The sequence below is a fragment of the Sphingomonas radiodurans genome (assembly GCF_020866845.1).
Lineage (GTDB): Bacteria > Pseudomonadota > Alphaproteobacteria > Sphingomonadales > Sphingomonadaceae > Sphingomonas > Sphingomonas radiodurans.
In genome coordinates, this window is the sequence record NZ_CP086594.1 from 828,925 (window position 1) to 849,630 (window position 20,706).

General features: G+C 65.3%; 20 protein-coding genes. 10 read left to right on the top strand and 10 right to left on the bottom strand.

All coding sequences use genetic code 11. The annotated features are described in order from the left end of the window. Positions 1–23 precede the first annotated feature (23 nt). Together LLW23_RS04060 and LLW23_RS04065 are read right to left on the bottom strand one after the other, a co-directional pair. The gene (locus tag LLW23_RS04060) at positions 24–794 is read right to left on the bottom strand and encodes a TorF family putative porin (RefSeq protein WP_228947505.1); all 771 of its coding nucleotides are present in this window, start codon (positions 792–794) and stop codon (positions 24–26) included. After that, entirely contained in the window at positions 766–1,197 is a 432-nt protein-coding gene (locus LLW23_RS04065) for a hypothetical protein (protein WP_228947506.1), read from the bottom strand. The genes LLW23_RS04060 and LLW23_RS04065 overlap by 29 nt, the downstream gene beginning before the upstream one ends. 344 nt (positions 1,198–1,541) lie before the next feature. Between LLW23_RS04065 and LLW23_RS04070 the strand changes: the two genes are divergently transcribed. Both LLW23_RS04070 and LLW23_RS04075 read left to right on the top strand, forming a co-directional pair. Then, positions 1,542–2,840: a M20/M25/M40 family metallo-hydrolase gene (locus LLW23_RS04070; RefSeq protein WP_228947507.1), complete on the top strand. Its 1,299-nt coding sequence runs from the start codon at positions 1,542–1,544 to the stop codon at positions 2,838–2,840. A 109-nt stretch (positions 2,841–2,949) separates the two neighbouring features. Then, positions 2,950–3,924: an SDR family oxidoreductase gene (locus LLW23_RS04075; RefSeq protein ID WP_228947508.1), complete on the top strand. Its 975-nt coding sequence runs from the start codon at positions 2,950–2,952 to the stop codon at positions 3,922–3,924. A 108-nt stretch (positions 3,925–4,032) separates the two neighbouring features. On the opposite strand, the gene metH is transcribed toward LLW23_RS04075, so the two are convergent. The 4 genes from metH to LLW23_RS04095 all read right to left on the bottom strand — a co-directional run bounded on the left by metH (position 4,033) and on the right by LLW23_RS04095 (position 10,034). Next, the gene (gene metH / locus LLW23_RS04080) at positions 4,033–6,729 is read right to left on the bottom strand and encodes a methionine synthase (RefSeq protein ID WP_228947509.1); all 2,697 of its coding nucleotides are present in this window, start codon (positions 6,727–6,729) and stop codon (positions 4,033–4,035) included. A 213-nt stretch (positions 6,730–6,942) separates the two neighbouring features. Continuing rightward, positions 6,943–7,992, bottom strand: coding sequence for a homocysteine S-methyltransferase family protein (locus LLW23_RS04085; RefSeq protein WP_228948464.1), 1,050 nt, complete (start codon positions 7,990–7,992; stop codon positions 6,943–6,945). Between the two features lie 144 nt (positions 7,993–8,136). Continuing rightward, positions 8,137–9,078 carry a methylenetetrahydrofolate reductase [NAD(P)H] gene (gene metF, locus LLW23_RS04090; RefSeq protein ID WP_228947510.1) on the bottom strand — a complete coding sequence of 314 codons (942 nt, stop codon included), beginning with the start codon at positions 9,076–9,078 and terminating at the stop codon, positions 8,137–8,139. Further along, entirely contained in the window at positions 9,075–10,034 is a 960-nt protein-coding gene (locus tag LLW23_RS04095; RefSeq protein WP_228947511.1) for an ArsR/SmtB family transcription factor, read from the bottom strand. Before LLW23_RS04095 ends, metF begins: the two co-directional genes overlap by 4 nt. A 158-nt stretch (positions 10,035–10,192) precedes the next feature. On the opposite strand from LLW23_RS04095, the gene LLW23_RS04100 reads away from it, so the two are divergent. The 4 genes from LLW23_RS04100 (at position 10,193) to LLW23_RS04115 (ending at position 12,417) form a co-directional block, all read left to right on the top strand. Further along, the gene (locus tag LLW23_RS04100) at positions 10,193–10,513 is read left to right on the top strand and encodes a hypothetical protein (protein WP_228947512.1); all 321 of its coding nucleotides are present in this window, start codon (positions 10,193–10,195) and stop codon (positions 10,511–10,513) included. Then, positions 10,513–10,719 (top strand): hypothetical protein, encoded by a 207-nt coding sequence (locus LLW23_RS04105; protein ID WP_228947513.1) that lies wholly within the window; start codon positions 10,513–10,515, stop codon positions 10,717–10,719. Before LLW23_RS04100 ends, LLW23_RS04105 begins: the two co-directional genes overlap by 1 nt. Before the next feature lie 13 nt (positions 10,720–10,732). Next, positions 10,733–11,680 carry an aldo/keto reductase gene (locus tag LLW23_RS04110; protein ID WP_228947514.1) on the top strand — a complete coding sequence of 316 codons (948 nt, stop codon included), beginning with the start codon at positions 10,733–10,735 and terminating at the stop codon, positions 11,678–11,680. Between the two features lie 71 nt (positions 11,681–11,751). Next, positions 11,752–12,417, top strand: coding sequence for a L,D-transpeptidase family protein (locus LLW23_RS04115; RefSeq protein WP_228947515.1), 666 nt, complete (start codon positions 11,752–11,754; stop codon positions 12,415–12,417). A 3-nt stretch (positions 12,418–12,420) separates the two neighbouring features. Here the strand turns inward: LLW23_RS04115 and LLW23_RS04120 are convergent, their stop codons facing one another. Next, entirely contained in the window at positions 12,421–13,809 is a 1,389-nt protein-coding gene (locus LLW23_RS04120; protein ID WP_228947516.1) for a helix-turn-helix domain-containing protein, read from the bottom strand. A 150-nt stretch (positions 13,810–13,959) separates the two neighbouring features. Between LLW23_RS04120 and LLW23_RS04125 the strand changes: the two genes are divergently transcribed. From LLW23_RS04125 to LLW23_RS04135, 3 genes are all read left to right on the top strand, one after another. Beyond that, positions 13,960–14,115, top strand: coding sequence for a hypothetical protein (locus tag LLW23_RS04125; RefSeq protein ID WP_168770666.1), 156 nt, complete (start codon positions 13,960–13,962; stop codon positions 14,113–14,115). Between the two features lie 41 nt (positions 14,116–14,156). Further along, positions 14,157–15,752 carry an isocitrate lyase gene (locus tag LLW23_RS04130; protein ID WP_228947517.1) on the top strand — a complete coding sequence of 532 codons (1,596 nt, stop codon included), beginning with the start codon at positions 14,157–14,159 and terminating at the stop codon, positions 15,750–15,752. 218 nt (positions 15,753–15,970) lie between these two features. Next, positions 15,971–16,573: a hypothetical protein gene (locus LLW23_RS04135; protein WP_228947518.1), complete on the top strand. Its 603-nt coding sequence runs from the start codon at positions 15,971–15,973 to the stop codon at positions 16,571–16,573. 101 nt (positions 16,574–16,674) lie between these two features. Here the strand turns inward: LLW23_RS04135 and LLW23_RS04140 are convergent, their stop codons facing one another. Next, on the bottom strand, positions 16,675–17,460 hold the full coding sequence (locus tag LLW23_RS04140; RefSeq protein WP_228947519.1) for a 3-hydroxybutyrate dehydrogenase: 786 nt from the start codon (positions 17,458–17,460) through the stop codon (positions 16,675–16,677). A 10-nt stretch (positions 17,461–17,470) separates the two neighbouring features. Further along, the gene (locus tag LLW23_RS04145; protein WP_228947520.1) at positions 17,471–18,622 is read right to left on the bottom strand and encodes a DUF3734 domain-containing protein; all 1,152 of its coding nucleotides are present in this window, start codon (positions 18,620–18,622) and stop codon (positions 17,471–17,473) included. Between the two features lie 120 nt (positions 18,623–18,742). Here LLW23_RS04145 and ypfJ point away from each other — a divergent pair, with 120 nt between their 5' ends. Further along, the gene (ypfJ, locus tag LLW23_RS04150) at positions 18,743–19,660 is read left to right on the top strand and encodes a KPN_02809 family neutral zinc metallopeptidase (protein WP_228947521.1); all 918 of its coding nucleotides are present in this window, start codon (positions 18,743–18,745) and stop codon (positions 19,658–19,660) included. A gap of 44 nt (positions 19,661–19,704) precedes the next feature. Here the strand turns inward: ypfJ and LLW23_RS04155 are convergent, their stop codons facing one another. Further along, positions 19,705–20,691 (bottom strand): NADP-dependent oxidoreductase, encoded by a 987-nt coding sequence (locus tag LLW23_RS04155; RefSeq protein ID WP_228947522.1) that lies wholly within the window; start codon positions 20,689–20,691, stop codon positions 19,705–19,707. Positions 20,692–20,706 lie beyond the last annotated feature (15 nt).

Sequence of the window (20,706 nt, forward strand, 5' to 3'; positions counted from 1 at the left end):
AACGCCCCGGCAACACCCCTAGACTAGAACGTCACCGACACTCGCGCCGTCACCTTGTCCCCCGTATGCCGCGCGCCCGCGAACGGCGACGCCACCACGCGGTCGCGCGCGATGTCGGTCCCCGTGTACAGCACCCCAAGCGTGATCGGCCCGGTGATATGATCTACCCCCAGCGACCAATCGACATAAGTCCCGCCCGGCCGCAGCCGCGCCGCGCGGATCGGATCGTCGGTCGATCCCGACGAGCGCCCGACGCCCGCAGTCACCGTGAACGGCGTCGCCGGCAAGCCGACACGCGCGCGTGCGCCGATCCACAGATTGTCGCCGCCGATCGCCGATTGCGACGGTGCATAGCGCGCGTCGACGCCGATCTCGGCCGGCCCGAGCGCATAACTCGCCCCAGCGCCGCCCTCGACGTAATCCATCCGTCCGCCTGCGCCGACGAACAGATGCCCCGTGACGAACCCGTCGACGCGCAGCCCACCACCGATGTCGCTGCCGAAGCCACCGGTCACGTCCGCCACCGCATCGGCGCCGCCGTGGCGCGGATCACCGCGCGTGCCGGTCACGCGCGCGCCAAGGTCGAAGCCCGCCGGCAGCCCCGCGCGCACGCTCGCGGCCGGCGCGATCCGCCCGTCGCTCCAGCTGATCCCGCGCCGCCGCTCGTCGGTCGTCACCTCGACGCCGCCGCCCAAGGACTGCGCAAGCGCAGGCATCGCCGTTGCCGCGAGGACAACGACGATTCCCGTTCCGATCAGCCGCACCTCAGCCGCGCGCCGGCGAATGGGCCGCATCCAGCTCTAGCGCCAGTGCTTCGCGATCGCGCTCGGCGACCGCCAGCAGATGCGCGCGCACCTGATCGCTGCGCATCGCGACTTCCTGCTCGATCGCGGCGCTTTGCCCGGAGCACCAGCCCGGGCGGCTGCCCTCGATCGGCGTGTCGCTCGCGATCGTCCGCTTCAGCACATGGCCCGCCGCACTGCGCGCCTCGCGCTCGACGCTGACGTTCGCCTTCCACAGGCACCGCAGCGTGCTCGGGCGACCAGCCGGGCCGGCGCTGCCGACCTGGCGGTGCGTGACGGCCAGTTCGCTGTGATAGGTCACGGCGACGCGCTGGCCTTGATGATCGATCTCGACGCGGTGCGAGTCGACGATGGGGGCACCGAGCAATAGCCCGGCTGCGATAATGATGCTCATGTTCGGCCTCCTGCTGATTGCGGCGGACTTTATCACCCGCTCGCAACGCCGCGCAGACCAGCGCGGCACTTAAGGAACGAACGTGCCGCCTTTGCGTTCAGCGCGGCCGCGCGCTGCAATAATTCGATACATAGGCCGCACGGCTCTGCCGCGCCTGTCCTACGTCGCTCGGCGCGAGTATCCTCCCGCACATGATCACCCCGGTTCATCGCGCGAATGTTGAGGCCTGTTGGAGAAAAACGCTCCACCGCCTCAACTTCCTCAACATTCGCGGCGCTGCAGCACGATCCGATGGCACAAAACCCACCTGTTCGCCCCGCAAAACCCCCGCTACCCTCCCCGCCATGCTCCGTCTTTTCACCGCCGCCGCCCTCCTCGCCACCCCCGCTTTCGGCGCGACCACTCCGGCCGAAAACCAGATGAAGGCGGCGATCGCCACCGAGGCACCGCGCCACGAGGCCCTCCTCGAAAAGCTCGTCCGTCAGAATTCTGGCAGCCTCAACGTCGCCGGCGTGAAGGCGGTCGGTGAGATGATGCGCGCCGAGCTCGAACCGCTCGGCTTCACCGTCCAGTGGATCGACATGGCCGCCACCGGCCGCGCCGGGCACATCGTCGCAACGCACAAGGGCAATGGCCGCGGCAAGCGCGTGCTGCTGATCGGCCATCTCGATACGGTGTTCGAGCCCGACAGCCCCTTCACTGGCTGGTCGCGCGAGGGCAATCGAGTCACTGGCCCCGGCGTGGGTGACGACAAGGGCGGGCTCGTCGTGATCGTCGCCACGCTACGCGCGATGCAAGCCGCCGGCACACTCAAGGCCGCCGACATCCAGGTCGTCCTCACCGGCGACGAGGAGAAAACCGGCGCACCACTCGCCGACGCGCGCCGCGATCTGATCGAAGCGGGCAAATGGGCCGACATCGCGCTCGAATATGAGAATGTCGCGACCGAGAACGGCCAGGATTTCGCCACCACCGCGCGGCGCAGCTCGACCAACTGGGAACTCGTCACCACCGGCCGTACCGGGCACAGCAGCGGCATCTTCAACCAGTCGCTGGGCTATGGCGCGACGTTCGAGATGGCACGCATTCTCGATGAATTCCGCCGCACGCTGATCGAGCCCAACCTCACTTTCAACGCCAGCGTCCTCGTCGCCGGCACCCCCGCCGCGCTCGACGAACCCGGCGTGAAGGGCAATGCCGAGGGCAAGACCAACGTCATCCCCGCCCGTGCGGTCGCACGCGGCGATCTGCGCAGCCTCACGCCCGAGCAGGACGCACGCATCGTCGCCGCGATGGAGGCGATCGTCGCCAAGCATCTGCCGGGCACCACCGCCACGATCCGCTTCTTCGATGGCTACCCCTCGATGCCGCCGACCGCCGGCAACCGCGCGCTGATGGCACAGCTCAATCAGGTGAACCGTGACATCGGCTTGCCCGAGATGCTCGAAATGGACCCGTCCAAGCGCGGCGCCGCGGATTCGAGCTTCGTCGCGGCCGATGCTGTGACATTGGGCGGCATGGGCGCATCGGGCGGCGGCGCGCACGCGGTCGGCGAATGGGTCGACGTCACCAGCCTGCCACGCCAGGCGCTGCGCAGCGCGGTGCTGATCTCGCGGCTGACGCAGGAAAAGCGTAGCCGATAACTGATTGATTTACCTTGGGTGCAGCAACGAACGGGCGGGACGGCACGTTCTGATTGGATGCCGCCGCTCTCCGCGCCGGCACGCCATCAGCAATGCCCGGAGCCGAACCATGACCGACGCCAGCCGCCGCGATCTTCTGAAGGGCAGTGCCGTCGCCGGCGCCGGCCTTGCCGCCGCCCCTGCGCTGGGCCAAGCCGCGCGCCGCCCGACCCCCGATCCCAAGACCGCCTACACCAGGGAACCGTTCGCCGAGCAGCCGCAGAAATGGCCCGCCCTCCAGCGTGAGATGAAGCCCGTCCCCGACTGCGGCGAGCGCAGCTACCGCGGTTCCGGCCGTCTGCAGGGCCTCAAGGCACTCGTCACCGGCGGCGACAGCGGCATCGGCCGCGCCGCGGTGATCGCCTTCGCGCGCGAAGGCGCGGACGTGGCGATCAACTATTTCCCGACCGAGGAGCCTGACGCGCAGGATGTCGCCAAGCTGCTGCGCGCCGAAGGGCGAAAGGTTGTCCTGATCCCTGGCGATCTCACCAACGCCAAATTCTGCACCGATCTCGTCGCGCGCGCCAATCGCGAGCTCGGCGGGCTCGACATTGTCGTCAACAACGCCGCCTACCAACAGAGCAAGGCCTCGATCGACGAGATCACCGCCGAGCAGTTCGATCGCACGATGAAGACCAACGTCTATGCGATGTTCCACATCTGCAAGGCCGCGATCCCGTTGCTCAAGCCCGGTTCGACGGTCCTCAACACGCTGTCGGTGAATTCCTACGATCCCGGCGAGGAACTGCTCGACTACGCCACCACCAAGGGCGCGCAGCTGATCTTCACCAAGGGCCTCGCCAAGCAGCTCGCCACCAAGGGCATCCGCGTCAACGGCGTCGCCCCCGGCCCGGTCTGGACGCCGCTGCAGGTCGCCGGCGGCCAATTGCCCGGCAAACTCGGTGAATTCGGTCAGGATACACCGCTCGGCCGCGCCGGCCAGCCCGCCGAATTCAACGCGATCTGGGTAACGCTCGCCGATCCAACGACGAGCTTCACGAGCGGCAGCGTCTTCGGCGCGACCGGCGGGACGGGCGTAATTTAACGTTCCAACTATCCGTCACCCCGGCCTTGAGCCGGGGTCCCGCTTCTTCTGCAACCGTCCAAAGAAGAAGCGGGATCCCGGATCGGGTCCGGGATGACAGTAAGGCGCTCAATCCAAATTCGGCCGCAGCCACCGCTTCGCCGTGGCTAGGTCCACCCCGCGCCGCGTGGCATAATCCGCCACCTGATCCTCACCGATCCGCGCCACGCCGAAATATTCCGCCTGCGGATGCCCGAAGTAAAACCCGCTCACCGCCGCCGTCGGCAGCATCGCGAAGCTTTCGGTCAGCGTGATCCCGGTCTTCGTCTCGGCATCCAGCATCTCGAACAGCGTCGTCTTCAGGCTATGCTCGGGGCAAGCGGGATAACCCGGCGCTGGGCGAATGCCGCGATATTGCTCGCGGATCATCGCTTCGTTGGTCAGCTGTTCGTCGGGCGCATAGCCCCATAGCTCGGTCCGCACCTTGTGGTGCATCGCCTCCGCGAGCGCCTCCGCAAAACGATCCGCCAGCGCCTTGAGCAAAATGTCCGAATAATCGTCGATCGCCGCCTGAAAGCGCGCGAGGTGCGGCTCGATGCCGTGGATGCCGACCGCAAAGCCGCCGATCCAGTCGCCCTTGGTATCGATGAAGTCCGCCAGGGACATGTTCGGCCGGCCCTCGCGCTTCGCGATCTGCTGCCGCAGGAACGGCAGCCGCACGCTCTTCTCGTTACTGCGGTCGAGATCGGGCACCGCGACGCCTTCCGGCACGCTCGCGCCATCCGGGCTGCGATGATCGTCGCTGTGCGCGAGCGTCACGAATACATCGTCGTCATGCCGATGGCACGGCCACAGCCCGGCGACGCCGCGCGCGGTCAGCCACTTCTCGGCCACGATCTTGTTGAGCATCGCCTGCGCATCGGCATACAGCGACCGCGCACTCTCCCCGACCACCTTGTCGTCGAGGATCGCCGGGAAATTGCCTGCCAGTTCCCATGCGCGGAAGAACGGCGTCCAGTCGATATACTCGCGCAGCTCGGCAAGATCCCACTCATCGAATACATGCACGCCCGGCTTCAGCGGCGCGGCCGGCTTCAGCGCCATGTCCGCGACGAAGCCGTTGGCGCGCGCGCGATCGAGCGGCAGCAGATCATTCTGCCCCTTGCCCTCGCGCGCCGCACGCACCGCCGCATATTCGTCGGCGATCTTGATCACATAGGGGTCGCGCTGCGTCTCGGACACGAGCGCGGTCGCGACGCCCACCGCGCGGCTCGCATCGAGCACGTGCACCACCGGCCCCTTGTACGCCGGCGCGATGCGCAGCGCGGTATGCACCTTCGATGTCGTCGCGCCGCCGATCAGCAGCGGCATCGTCATGCCCGCGCGCTGCATCTCCTCGCCCACCGTCACCATCTCGTCGAGACTCGGTGTGATGAGGCCACTCAGCCCGATCATGTCGGCATCGTTCTCGTTCGCGGCCTGCAGGATCTTCGTCCACGGCACCATCACACCAAGGTCGACCACCTCGAAGCCATTGCACTGCAGCACGACGCTGACGATGTTCTTGCCGATATCGTGTACGTCGCCCTTCACGGTCGCCATGATCACGACGCCCTTCGCCTTGGACTCGACGCCGCCCGCCAGCTTCTCGGCCTCGATATAGGGCAGCAAATGCGCCACCGCCTTTTTCATCACGCGCGCCGATTTCACCACCTGCGGCAGGAACATCTTGCCCGATCCGAACAGGTCGCCGACGACGTTCATGCCGTCCATCAGCGGCCCTTCGATCACCTCGATCGGCCGGCCGCCGCGCGCGAAGATGTCCGCGCGTGCTTCCTCGGTATCATCGACGACATGCGCATCGATGCCCTTCACCAGCGCATGCTCGATCCGCTTCACCACGTCCCATGAACGCCACTCGGCGGCCTTCTTCTCTTCCACCGCATCGGTGCCGCGGAAGCGCTCGGCGAGCGCCACGAGCCGGTCGCCCGCTTCGGGATCGCGGTTGAGGATAACGTCCTCGCAGGCAATGCGCAGCTCGGGGTCGATCGTGTCGTACACGTCGAGCTGCCCGGCGTTGACGATCGCCATGTCCATCCCCGCGGGGATCGCATGGTACAGGAAGATCGAGTGCATCGCACGACGCACCGCCTCGTTGCCGCGGAAGCTGAACGACAGGTTCGATAGCCCGCCCGAGATGTGAACGTGCGGGCAGCGCGCCTTGATCTCACGCGTCGCCTCGATGAAGTCGACGCCGTAGTTATTATGCTCCTCGATCCCGGTCGCGACCGCGAACACGTTGGGATCGAAAATGATGTCCTCGGGCGGAAAGCCGATGCCGAGCAGCAACTTATAGGCGCGCTCGCAGATCTCGACCTTGCGCTCCTTGGTGTCCGCCTGACCCTTCTCGTCGAACGCCATGATCACCGCCGCGGCGCCATAGTTCATGCACTTGCGCGCACGCTCGAGGAACTCCTCCTCGCCTTCCTTCATGCTGATCGAATTGACGATCGGCTTGCCCGACACGCACTTCAGCCCCGCCTCGATCACGTCCCACTTCGAACTGTCGATCATCACCGGCACGCGCGCGATATCGGGCTCGGCGGTGATCAGCTTCAGGAACGTCGTCATGGCGTGGTGCGCGTCGAGCAGCCCCTCGTCCATGTTGACGTCGATGACCTGCGCGCCATTCTCCACCTGGCTGCGCGCAACCTCGACCGCGCGGGTATAATCCCCCGCCATGACCAGCTTCTTGAACGCCGCGGATCCCGTGACGTTGGTACGCTCGCCGACATTGACGAAAGTGGAGGAGGAATTGGTGGTCATTCTATTTCCTTGATCCTCCCCGCTTAGCGGGGAGGGGGGCGGAACTGCGATCAGTGATGTGCCGGGGGCACATCACCGCGGTGTAGCCGGCGCACAACGTGCGCCGTGGGCGAAGCACGGTGGAGGGGGGTTGCCACAGGCGGTGCGTTCGCGGCGCTCCCCCTCCACCCCGCCCTGCGGGCGCGGTCCCCCTCCCCGTTCCGGAGAGGATAATCAGGCCGCCGCCATTGAAAACGGCTCGAGCCCCGCCAGCCGCGTGCGCACCGGCGGCACCGGAACCTTGCGCGGCGTCACCCCCGCGACAGCCCGAGCGATCGCCGCGATATGCGCCGGCGTCGATCCGCAGCATCCGCCGAGCACATTCACCTGCCCCGCCGCCGCCCATTCATGCACCAGCCCCGCGGTCGTCTCCGGCGCCTCGTCATACGCGCCGAGCTCGTTAGGCAGCCCCGCATTGGGATACACCATGATCAGCGCGTCGCAGATCTCGCTCAGCGTCTTCACATGCGGCCGCAGCTGCTCCGCCCCGAAAGAACAATTCAGCCCGATCGTCAGCGGCTTGGCATGCCGGATCGCGTGCCAGAACGCCTCGACGGTATGCCCCGACAAATTCCGCCCCGACAGGTCGGTCAGCGTCATCGACAGCATGATCGGCAGGTCGCGCCCCAGCGCATCCCCCGCCTCGATCGCCGCCATCACGCCCGCCTTGGCATTCAGCGTATCGAACACCGTCTCGATCAGGATGAAGTCTGCTCCACCCTCGACCAAAGCGTCGATCTGCTCGCGATACACGTCCTTCAAATAATCGAAGTCGATCTCGCGATATCCCGGATCGTTGACGTCGGGCGATAGCGACAGCGTCTTGTTCGTCGGCCCCACAGCGCCCGCCACGAACCGCGGCCGACCGTCCTTCGCCTGAAACTCGTCCGCGATCGACCGCGCCAGCTTCGCGCTCTCAAGGTTGATCTCGCGCACCAGATGCTCGGCGCCATAATCCGCCTGGCTGATCCGGTTCGCCGAGAAGGTGTTGGTCTCGGCAATATCCGCCCCCGCCTCGAAATAGGCGCGGTGGATCGACGCCGGCACCTCGGGCTTGGTCAGCGCGAGGATGTCGTTGTTGCCCTTCGCGTCGTGCGTCAGCCCAAGCGTCCCGGCATAGTCCGCCTCGGAGAGCTTCCAGTTCTGGATCTCGGTGCCGAACGCGCCATCGGTGATGAGGATGCGCTTGGCCGCCTCGGCATGGAATGTTTCACGCGGTGTCATCATTCGCTCTCTCGATCCTCCCCGGGACGGGGAGGGGGACCGCTCGCGAAGCGAGTGGTGGAGGGGGCTCTCCACAAACGTGTCGCTGGTGGAGAGCCCCCTCCACCAGCCTTCGGCTGGTTCTCCTCCCCGTCCCGGGGAGGATCAAGCAGCTACCTTCACCTCACGCGCCTTCGCCCGAACCCCCAACAAGTGGCAAATCGCGTAGCTCAGCTCGGCCCGGTTCAACGTGTAGAAATGAAACTGCTTCACCCCGCCCGCATACAGCTTGCGGCACAGCTCGGCCGTCAGCGTCGCCGCGACCAGCTGCCGCGCCTCGGGCAGATCGTCGAGCCCCGCGAACAGCCGCTCCATCCACGTCGGCACTTCAGTGCCGCACATCTTCGACATGCGCACCACCGCCGCGAAATTGCTCACTGGCATGATCCCCGGCACGATCTCGGCATCGATCCCCGCCGCCGCCACCGCATCGCGATAGCGAAAGAACGTGTCGGGCGAGAAGAAGAACTGGCTGATCGCGCGCGTCGCGCCGGCATCCATCTTGCGCTTGAGATTATCGAGATCGGCGGTCGCATCCGCCGAATCCGGATGGCATTCGGGATAGCAGGCCACCGAAATGTCGAACGGATGCAGCCGCTTGAGCCCCGCGACCAGATCCGCCGCATTCTCATAACCACCGGGATGCGCCGCATAGGCCTGCCCCGCCTGCGGCGAATCGCCGCGCAGCGCGACGATGTGCCGCACGCCCGCTGCCCAATATTCATGCGCCACCGCGTCGATTTCGGCCTTCGTCGCCTCGACGCAGGTCAGATGCGCCGCCGCCGGGATCCCCGTCTCGCGCGCGATCCGCGCCACCGTCGCATGCGTCCGCTCGCGCGTCGATCCGCCCGCGCCATAGGTCACCGACACGAACCGCGGCCCGAGCGGCGCCAGCGTCGCGACCGAATCCCACAAGGTCGCGGCCATCTTCTCGTTTTTCGGCGGGAAGAATTCGAAGCTCACGTCGATGTCACCCGCGACATCGGCATACAGCGGCGCATCCAATGCGCGCCGGGCTTCCTCGAGCTGATTGACCGAAAGACTCATGCCGCCTTCACCTCATGCACTGCGGCCCCAGGCTTGCGCCCGAGCCAGATCTTCACCGTGAGTTCGCCGCCCTCCAGCGTTTCGTTGCGCTCCGCATCGAGCCCGGCGGTCGCGAACCACCCCTCGATCTGCGCGTCCGAAAAGCCGAGCCGGGTATGCGCATCGCGCGATCGCAATTCCTCGCGATCGTGCGGCGCGAAATCCGCGATCAGCAGCCGCCCGCGCGGGGCGAGCACACGTGCCGCCTCGACGATCGCGGCGCCCGGCTGCTGCGCATAATGCAACACGTGGTGGACGATCGCGACATCCGCCGCGCCGTCCCCCAGCGGCAACGAATAGAGGTCCGCCTGCCTGAGTTCAGCATTGCCAAGCCCCTGCTCGCCCAGCTTGGCGCGCGCCAGCCGCAGCATCTCCGAACTGCGATCGATCCCCAGCGCGGTGCGCGCACGCGGCGCGAACAGCTCGATCATCCGGCCCGTCCCCGTTCCGATATCGACCAGCCGGCCGAGCGGCGCCTCGCCCAGCACGTCGCGCATCGCCGCCTCGACATCGGTCTCTGCGATATGGAGCGATCGGATCGCATCCCACTCGGTCGCATGCGCTTCGAACCATTGCGACGCCGAAGACGCGCGATCGGCGCGCACCGCCGCCAGCCGCGCCGCATCGGTCGTGCCGTCATGATCGGGCACGCCGCCGTCCCACGCGTCGATCGCCGCGAGCACCGGATCGACCAGCTCAGCCTCGCCAAGCGCCACGAACACCCAGCTGCCTTCCTTGCGCCGCTCGGCAAGCCGGGCATCGCACAGGATCTTCACATGCCGGCTCACCCGCGGCTGGCTCTGTCCGAGCACTAGCGCCAACTCGCCGACCGACAGCTCCATCGTCCGCAACAGCCGCAGAATACGCAGCCGCGACGAATCGGCGAGAGCACGGAAGGTTTCGAGCGCTTTGGTCACGCGAATAGATATAAAGATATCTTTATATCTCGTCAAACAAAGGTTCGTGTCCGGCGCGCCCCATTGCGTAGCCGCCCGGGGGGAGCCAAAACGCGAAAGCGGCGTTACAGCCGCCGATGTCGGCTCGGCCGCATATGAAGTTTCACGGGAGAGTTTTGATGAAGCGTTTCGCCACCACCGTCGCAATTGCCACCGCAGCCGCGCTCGCCGCTTGCAGCCCGAGCGCGCAGAACGAAAGCGCCGAAGCCGCCAACGCCGTCGGCTCGGACGTCAGCGCGACCACCGACAACGCCGTCGAGGACGTTGATGCGGCGACCGATGAAGCACTCGGTTCGGCCGAAGCGACGATGGACAATGCCGGTTCCGATCTCGAGCGCAGCGCTGATCGCGCTGGTGCAGCGATCTCGAACACCGCCGACCGCGCTGCCGAAGCAACCGGCAACACCCTCATCGACGCTGGCAATGCGCTGAAGAACTGATGCATCATTTCTTGGGAGGGGCGCGGTGCGCGCTCCTCCCGCTCGTTCTGCCGCTCATACTGATCACTGGCGCTTGCTCATCGGAACAGCCCGAAAGCGGCGCCATCAGTGCCGATCAGGAGCGTCAACTCAACGAAGCGGCGATCATGCTCGATGCGAACAGCGTCAGCCTCGATACCATCGACGATAACGGAGCCACGCCATGATCGAACGCCAGTCATGATCAAGCGCCGCCTTGGCTCGTCCGATCTTCAGATCGCGCCCTTGGTGCTCGGCGGCAACGTGTTCGGCTGGACGGCTGATCGCGCTGCCAGCTTTGCGGTGCTCGATGCATTCGTCGATGGCGGCGGCACCATGATCGACACGGCCGACGGCTATTCGATCTGGGCGCCGGGGCACGAAGGCGGTGAATCCGAACGGATGATCGGCGAATGGCTTCGCGCTTCGGGCAAGCGCGATAGTGTGCTGATCGCTACCAAGGTCGGGACGCTGGCGGGGGAAGGCGGCGAGAAGTTGCAGCCCACGCGCATCGCAGCCGCGTGCGAAGCCTCGCTGAAGCGGCTCGGCACCGATCGCATCGATCTCTATTTCGCGCATCGCGACGATGAAGATACGCCGCAGGAAGCCGCGCTCGAGGCATTCGCGAAACTGGTCGACGCCGGCAAGGTGCGTGTGCTCGGCGCGTCGAACTTCCACGCCGCCCGGCTGAAGTCCGCCAACGAGAAGGCGCGCGCCGCCGGACTGCCGCGGTACGATGCGCTTCAGCCCGAATATAATCTCGTCAGCCGCCACCGCTTCGAAGGCGAGCTGCAGGACTATTGCATCGAATGGAATGTCGGCGTCGTGCCTTATTATGGGCTCGCCTCCGGTTTCCTCACCGGGAAATATCGCTCGCGCGACGATTTCGCAAAAAGCGTGCGCGGTGGGCGTATGGGCGATCTGCTCGACGGCAAGGGCAAGGCAGTGCTCGACGCGCTCGATGCGGTGGCCGCCGAGACCGATGCGACGCTGGCGCAGATCGCGCTCGCGTGGCTCATCGCCCAGCCCGGCGTAACCGCACCGATCGCCAGCGCGACCAGCGCCGCGCAGATCGAGGAGCTTACGCCCGCAATGACGCTGGAACTGACCACCGAGCAGCTCGATCGGCTCACCAACGCAGGCGCATAAGCCGGCGCTTGCGCGTTGAAAAACACGCTATCCCCCCGTTAACCCTATCGCGTCAGCGCCGGGCAACCTCGTTGCACTATCACGACAACATGCTCTCGCCGTTTCGACTCGTGCTACTCTCCTCCGCGATCGCGCTCGGTTCGGTCACCTTTGCGGCGACCAGGCCTCCGCCGGCGCCTCGCGTGCTCGCCAGCCAGATCGTCCCGCAGCCGCGCGCCCCGGCGGACAAGCCCGTGGCACCGACCGCCCCGGCGCCCAGCCAGCAGACCGCCGGCTACACCATCAAGTCGATCCTCCCGATCAATGGCCCGATGAAGATGGGCGAACATCACTGGGACGAAAGCGCCGCGCCGAAGACCGGCACGATCGTCATCACCGTCGATCTTGCCGCGCAAGTTCTCAGCGTCTTCCGCGACGGACACGAGATCGGCGCCGCCGCAGTGCTGTTCGGCGCCGATTCCAAGCCCACCCCGCTGGGCGTCTATCCGATCACGCAGAAAGACGCCGATCACGTCTCGAACATCTACCACGCGCCCATGCCGTACATGCTGCGCCTCACCAACGACGGCATCGCGGTCCACGCCAGCGAAGTCGCCGACGGCTTCATGACGCACGGCTGCATCGGCATTCCCAAGCCCTTCGCCAAGCAACTGTTCGCGACGGCGAAGCTCGGCGACAAGGTGATCATCACCCGCGGCGAGGCGCTCGAAGTCGGCCAAGCGGTGAAGGCAGCCTGAGCCCTAATCCCCCGCGAACGTCAGCGCCGTCACGCGCCGTTCCCGCTCGTTGATCGTCAGCGCGCGCCCGGCCGGCCCGGCGGCGCGTTGCGCGCAATCGGCGCGGAAGCACTGGCGACACCCCAGCCCGATCGGCATCGCCGTCCCCGTCAGGTCGAAGCCGCGCGCCGCTGCCAGCTGCCCGGCATGTTCCGCCGCGACGCCGATCCCGACCGCGAACTCCGCCGAAACGAGGCCGTACCGCTGCCCCTGCGGCGTCACCGTGCGCGCCATCGTCAGCCAGCGCTCGCCGCCCTCCAGCTCCACGAGCTGCACCAGCAAATGCCCCGGCCGGTCCAGCGCGCGATGCAAATTCCATAGCGGGCACCGCCCCTCCGCCTCGACCAGCGCCGCGCCGCTCGCACCGGCATAGCGTTTCGACGATTGCCCGGCCCGATCGACGCGGACCATGAAGAACGGCAGACCGCGCGCGCCCACCCGCTGCATCGTCGTCAGCCGATGCGCGACTTGCTCGAACCCCGCGCCAAACCGCCGCTGCAGCAACTCGATGTCATACCCCGTCGACTCGCAGGCCCGCAGGAAGCGCGCGTACGGCATCATCACCGCCGCGGCGAAATAACTCGCGAGATGTCGCCGAAACAGCCGATCCGCTGCCAGCTGGCCGAAGCTCGCGCCGACGCCCAACGCATCGATCTCCGCCCGCGCCTCGATCAGCGCGAGCTGGAACGCCGCCGCAAAGGTGCGGCTCGCCGGATCGAGCAGCTCGGACAGCTGAAGCTGCCGCGCGTGAAGGTCCAACCGCCGCAGCACGTCGGGCATCACCTCGACCGGAAGGATCCGAATCGTCAGACTGTGGCGCACGCGCAATCGCTCGGCGATCGCGCCATACAGATCGCCCGCACCGAGCCGCAGTTCGTCTGCCAGCGCTTCGGCCGCAGCATCCAGATCAGGGAAATGGTTGCGCCAGCGCTCGATCTCGCGCCGCACCAGCGACACCGGATCGTCGGCGGGCGCGGTCGGCGTCGCACCCCCCTGCCCCAGCCGGTCGAACGCGCGCGCGAACGCCTCCGCCCCGCCCGGCGCCGCGGCGAGCCATTCCTCCAGTTCGTTGCGATCGATCTCGAGGTCGGCGAACATCGGATCGGCCAGTCGCCGCCGCATCGCGTCGCGCCCGCCGCCCGGTTCTGCCGCGGCCAGTGCGCGCGGGTCGAAGTCGAACGTCTCGGCAAGCTTCACCAGCAGCGTCGCCGAAACGGGGCGCTGGTTGCGCTCGATGAGGTTCAGGTAGCTCGGGCTGATCGTCAGCATCTCGGCCATCGCCGCCTGGCTCAGCCCCAGCTGCCGCCGCAACCGCCGCACCACATGCCCCGCCATCAGCTTGCGCTCAGCCATACAGCCACCTTGTCACGTCTTTACAGCATGACCAACATCAAACCCGCACTTCCGACCTCATGACCGTGATGATCGTGAAGTTTGATTGCCTTGCACCGTCCAAACCTGTTCACACGATCTCAGTTGTAAGCATCCGCACAGGAATTCGCCATGAATGATACCCCGCAACGCAGCCGCGCCGTGTTCTCGACCGAGGACTTCGGCCTGATGAAGGAAGCGATCGGCGAGTACATCAAGAAGATCGCCGACGAGCCGCGCTCGGCCAAATTCTCGAACCTCTACCACCGCCTCGGCCGCCTCGGCTGATCGACACCGCACATTCAGCCTCATCCGCGACAGGAACTGCCATGAACTACCAGGAACACACCGCCCAGATCGGCCAACTCGTCGCCAGCTACAACGGCACCTGGGACGGCATTGATCCTGAGTCGGTCGCGCGGATGCGGCTGCAGAACCGGTTCCGCAGCGGGATCGACATCGCCCGCTACACCGCCGGCATCATGCGCCGCGACATGGCAGCGTATGATGCAAACCCGGCCGAATACACGCAATCGCTCGGTTGCTGGCACGGCTTCATCGGTCAGCAGAAGCTCATCTCGATCAAGAAGCATTTCGGCACCACGAAGGGTCGCTACCTCTATTTATCTGGCTGGATGGTAGCCGCATTGCGCAGCGAGTTCGGCCCGCTTCCCGACCAGTCGATGCACGAGAAGACGAGCGTCCCCGCACTGATCGAAGAGCTGTACACCTTCCTGAAGCAGGCAGACGCCCGCGAACTCGGCATGATGTTCCGCGATCTCGACAAGGCGCGCGACGCCGGCAACGAGATCGAAGCGCAGCGGTTGCTCCACGCGATCGACAATTACGAGACCCACGTCGTGCCGATCATCGCCGACATCGATGCGGGCTTCGGCAATGCCGAGGCGACGTACCTGCTCGCCAAGAAGATGATCGAGGCCGGTGCCTGCGCGCTGCAAATCGAGAATCAGGTGTCCGACGAAAAGCAGTGCGGCCATCAGGACGGCAAGGTCACCGTGCCGCACGAGGACTTTCTCGCCAAGGTCCGCGCCTGCCGGTATGCCTTCCTTGAGCTTGGCGTCGAAGACGGGATCATCGTGACGCGTACGGACTCGCTCGGTGCAGGCCTGACCAAGCAAATCGCGTTCTCGAAGGAAGCCGGCGACATTGGTGATCAGTACAACGCCTTCCTCGATTGCGAGGAGGTAACCGACCTCGCCACCCTGCGCGGCGACGTCGTAATCGAGCGTGACGGAAAGCTGATGCGTCCGAAGCGGCTGCCGTCCAACCTCTTCCAGTTCCGTGAAGGCACTGGCGCTGATCGCTGCGTGCTCGACTGCATTAACAGCCTTCAGAACGGCGCCGACCTATTGTGGATCGAGACCGAGAAGCCGCACATCGAGCAGATCGCCTCGATGGTCGATCGCATCCGCGAGGTGATCCCGAACGCCAAGCTGGTGTACAACAACTCGCCAAGCTTCAACTGGACGCTGAATTTCCGGCAGCAGGTTTTCGACGCTTGGGCGGAAGCCGGCAAGGATCTGTCGAGCTACGATCGCACGCGCCTAATGAGCGTCGATTATGACGACACTGAGCTCGCCGCGGAGGCGGACGAAAAGATCCGTACATTCCAAAAGGACGCCGCAGCGCGCGCAGGCATCTTCCATCATCTGATCACCTTGCCGACCTATCACACCGCGGCACTGTCCACCGACAATCTCGCCAAGGAGTATTTCGGCGAGGCTGGCATGCTTGGCTACGTCAAGGGCGTGCAGCGCAAGGAAATCCGCGAAGGTATCGCCTGCGTGAAGCACCAGAATATGTCGGGCAGCGACATCGGCGACGACCACAAGGAATATTTTGCCGGTGAGGCCGCACTGAAGGCCGGCGGCACGCACAACACAATGAATCAATTCGCGGCTTGACCGGGGCAACCTCAGCGGCGCTGCGGTTGTCCTCGGACACGCCAACCGGCGGCGGCGCTATCGCTGCGTCGTAGTCCGGCTAAAGTTCCTGGGGAGGAAAGGTGCCCGCCGGTGGTTCGTCGCCGGCGGGCATTTCCGTGAGCAGTTACAGGCGCTTCGCGACCGTGCGGGTCATGCAAAGGCTTGAGCGGCCCACCATGCAATGACACATGGGTCCGATGAAGCATTTCATTGCCCTGATCGCCGCATTCCTGCTGTCGCTGACAGCGCTTCCCGCTAACGCGGCGATCGTAATCACCTTCTGGAGCCACGAACTCGGCAACCACTTTCCGCATGCGTTCTTCACGCTCCGCGGCACGCCGGATGCGGGTGGCCCCCCAGTGGACCTCAACTACGGCTTCACGCCGAAAGCCATCTCGCCCGCCATTTTGTTTGGTCCAGTGCAAGGTCGGCTAGACATTGCCAAGCCAAGCTACATGGAGGGCAGCGATGCTCAATTCTCTGTCGTCCTGACGGATCGCCAATACGCCGACATTCTACGCCTGGTCGACGAATGGGACGAGACGAAGGGTAACGGCACTTACCGAATGAATACCCGAAACTGTGTCCATTTCACGCAAGAGGCGGCACGCCGTGCGGGGCTGGCCAAGATTGACTTTCCGGCGCTGATGAAAAAGCCGCGCTCGTATCTAAAGGCCGTCGCCGCAGCGAACACGGGGCGCGTCACGCTCATAGACAAGCACGGCAAAGAATATCTGGCGAGCCTCGCGCCCGTCGCACGGGCCATGGACGCCGCAGGCACTCCAACGCCAGTCAACTAGTTAATCGCGTTAGGTGATCCGACCGATTGCGGTACAGGTGCCGCTGCACTCGCGACGATCATCGCATGCCTCGCACCCGCGAACGCCCTGTCCGCAGCCGCTCAAGCCGCCGTCCAACCACCATCTGCGGTCAGGTTCGCACCAGTTATTGACGCCGCCTCATCGCGGCAGAGGAAGAGAGCGAAGGCGGCGACCTCCTCGGGTGTCACGAACTGCTTGGTCGGCTGTGCCGCCAGCAATACGTCGTTGATTACCTGTTCACGCGTCAGCCCGCGCGCCTTCATCGTGTCGGGGATCTGGTTCTCGACCAGTGGCGTCCAGACGTAACCTGGCGAGATGCAGTTCACCGTAATCCCGTCGGTCGCCGTCTCAAGCGCGACCGACTTGCTCAGACCGGCAAGCCCATGCTTTGCCGCGACGTAAGCCGCCTTGTTCGGGCTGGCGACGAGGCTGTGCGCCGAGGCGGTCGAGATGATCCGCCCCCATCGCTTCACGCGCATGTGCGGGATCGCGGCCTGCATGACGTGGAACGCGCTGGTCAGGTTGATCGCGATGATCGCATCCCACTTGTCCTTCGGGAATTCGGTGACAGGCGACACGAACTGAATGCCCGCATTGTTGACGACAATGTCGGGCCCGCCCAACTCTGCGTGGCACCGCGCGACCATGCGGGCGATCTCGCCAGGCTTGGTCATGTCGGCCGGATCGTAGAGCGCGCCCGCTCCACTCGTCTCGGTGAGCCCAGCGCGTTCCGCCTCAATCGCGTCTGCGTCACCAAAGCCATTGATCATCACCGCCGCGCCCTCGGCCGCAAACGCCTTGGCGTACGCAAGGCCGATCCCGGAGGTGGAGCCGGTGATAAGCGCCGTCTTGCCTTTGAGAAACATCGCGTCTTTCCTATCGTGCGAGGTCGAACGCCGCGGTACGCCCGGTAAGGATGTTTTCCGCGACGAGTTCGGCATTGTCCATCGTCGCGTCGACCGCGGCCCCGCCGGCGGCCCAATGCTCGCGCATCGTCCGCGTGGAGAATTCGTAATCACGCGCGCCGCCTTCCCACGCATTGGCGCGGTAGATCAGGTGGACGAGACTGACCGGTTGCTCAGCTGACATCTCAGCGAGCTGCGCGACATCGGCGTCGGCGCGCAGCTCGGCCGGCAGTTTCGCCAGCACCTTGCGGACGAGTTCGCGCTCCTTGCGCAGCTTCATCAGCTGGTCAGTCACCTGCCGCGTGCGGCTAGAAAAGGTGATCTCCTTCGCGCGCGCTGCCACGTCCATGATCGTGCGCGGGCGCTGATCGGCCGCGGAGAACAAATCGACCTGGAAAACGATCATGCCTTCGCGTTGATTGTCGAGCACGTGCTGAAGCGGCGTGTTCGACACCAGCCCGCCGTCCCAATACCAGCGGCCATCGATTTCCACAGGCGGCAGGCCCGGCGGCAGCGCGCCAGACGCCATCACGTGGCGCGCGTCTACCCATTCCTCGGTCGTATCGAAATAGCGGAAATTGCCGCTCTCGACATCGACTGCGCCGACCGACAGCCGCACCGGGCCGTGGTTGACGAGATCCCAGTCGATTAGTTCGTCGAGCGTGGCACGGAGCGGTGTCGCGTCATAGAAGCTCAGCGCCTCGATCGAACCTGGCGACGCGAAAACTGGTGGCACGAAGCGCGGCCCGAAAAAGCCCGGCACGCCGGCCAGCGCAACAAACCCCGCCGACCATTCATGGACGAACTCGCGAACCATATCGTCCGGCAGGATTGGGAAGCTCGGCAGCCAGCTCGTCGCCTGGTCCCAGAATGCCCTGAGCCGCTCGACGCGCCGCTCTGGTGGGTTGCCCGCGACGATCGCAGCGTTGACCGCGCCAATCGATATACCGGCCACCCAGTCTGGCTCGATTGCCACCGCGGAAAGCGCTTCGATCACGCCCCCCTGATAGCTGCCGAGCGCTCCGCCGCCCTGCAATACAAGTGCGACCTGATCAGGCAGCGGCAGGACTTTGGCTCGGCGCCGCGAGCGCCTTACCGGCGATGTGGGTTCGATATCGGCCATGAACCGTCCAATGCTCCGCACGTGCATCTCGATCAAGCCGTGCGACTTGCAACCGTGACACTCCCTCGCGCATTCATGCCGGGCGAGTAACGATGTCGCGACAACTACAGGGGGCGGGCAATGCGGCTCGACGATTTCGACCCGAACATTAATGTCGAGGATCAGCGCGGCCAGAGCTTCGGCGGCGGTGGTGGCGGTGGCGGTGGCGGGTTGTTACTCGGCCTGCTGCCGATGATCGGGAGCCGCTTTGGTTGCGGCGGGATCGTAGTCGTATTGATCATTTTCGCGGTGTTCGGGGGGCTCGGCAACCTCGGCGGGCTTATCCCCGGCGTAGGCACGACCACCGCGCCAACGCGGACGGAGCAGAGCGGCGGCGGAGGGTCGACAGCTCAGGCAGCGTGCTCGGCCGATGCTGCAACGCGTGCAACATGCAACGCCTTCTCTTCCGCCGAGAATACCTGGGAGCAACTATTTGCCCAGTCCGGCACACGGTTCGAGGCGCCCAAGCTCGTTTTCTACGGCGGTCGCGGGCAATCTGGATGCGGTGCCGCAATGTCTGCGATGGGTCCCTTCTACTGCCCGTCCGACCAAGGCATCTACATCGATACCAGCTTCTTTCAGGAGCTCGAGCAGAAGTACCGCGCCGCTGGCGACTTCGCGCAATACTATGTCGTGGCGCACGAGTTCGGTCATCACATCCAGACGCTGACTGGCGCTTCAGACCGGGTGCGGCAGGGGCAACGTGGCGCCAGCGAGGCTGAAGGTAACGCGCTGTCGGTGCGGCTCGAGCTTCAGGCGGATTGCTACGCCGGCGTTTGGGCGGCGCAAAATCGCAATCGGCTCGAGCCCGGCGACGTCGAGGAAGGCATGACCGCCGCCGCCGCAATCGGCGACGACAAGCTTCAGACTCAAGCTCAAGGTCGGGTGCAACCCGAAAGCTTTACCCACGGAACATCGGCGCAGCGCCAGACGTGGCTGCGTCGCGGGCTTGAGAGTGGTGATCCCGCCGTGTGTGATACGTTCAGCGGCGCAATCTGAGACAAAGGACGTCATGCCGGGCCGAAGCTCGGCATGACGCTCGATCACACCCGGACGAGCATCTTGCCCGTATTTCCACCGGTAAATAACCCAAGGAAAGCATCGGGCATCGCATCAAGACCGTCGTGGACCGTCTCCTCGCGCTGCAGCTTTCCTTCGGCGAGCCAGCCGCCCATGTCGCGATAGAATTCAGCCGCCCGCGCCATATAGTCGCTCACGATAAAGCCCTTGATCGCGATCCGCGCGCCGATCACCTTGGCAAGGTACTTCAGCGACTGCGGCTTGCCGTCATTATAGATGTCGATCATCCCGCAGATTGCAAAACGTGCATCCATTCTTGCGGCAAGAAGCGCGGCGTCGAGATGGTCGCCGCCGACGTTGTCGAAATAGACGTCGATGCCCTTCGGCGCCGCCTCGGCCAACGCTCGCACGACATCACCCGCCTTATAATCGACCACCGCGTCAGCACCCAGCGACTTGACCCAGGCGCACTTATCCGCGCCGCCGGCAGAGCCGATGACCGTCATGCCTTTCGCCTTTGCGATCTGCACCACCGTTGAGCCCACAGCCCCAGCTGCGGCCGAAACGAACACTATGTCCTCAGCCTTTGCATCGGCAACTTCCAATAGTCCGAAATACGCCGTCATACCTGGCATGCCGAACTGGCCAAGGAATGCCTCGTCCGGCACGCCGAGATCCGGCAGCTTCTGCACTTGGTCGCCCGGCACGACTGCCTCGTCACGCCAGCCGAGCATGTGCTGGACCTTGGTGCCGACCGGAACGGATGCGGCGCGACTCTCGACCACCTCGCCAATCGCGCCGCCCTGCATTGGCTCGCCGAGCGCAAAGGGAGGAACGTAGCTTTTCACATCGTTCATCCGGCCGCGCATGTACGGATCGACCGACAACCAACGGTTGGCGATGCGGACTTCACCCTCGCCAAGCGGCGCCGAATCAATCTCAACCAGTGCGAAATCGGAGCCGCGCGGCATCCCATGCGGACGTGATTTCAAGCTCCAGGCACGTGGCATTGCATCTCTCCTCAG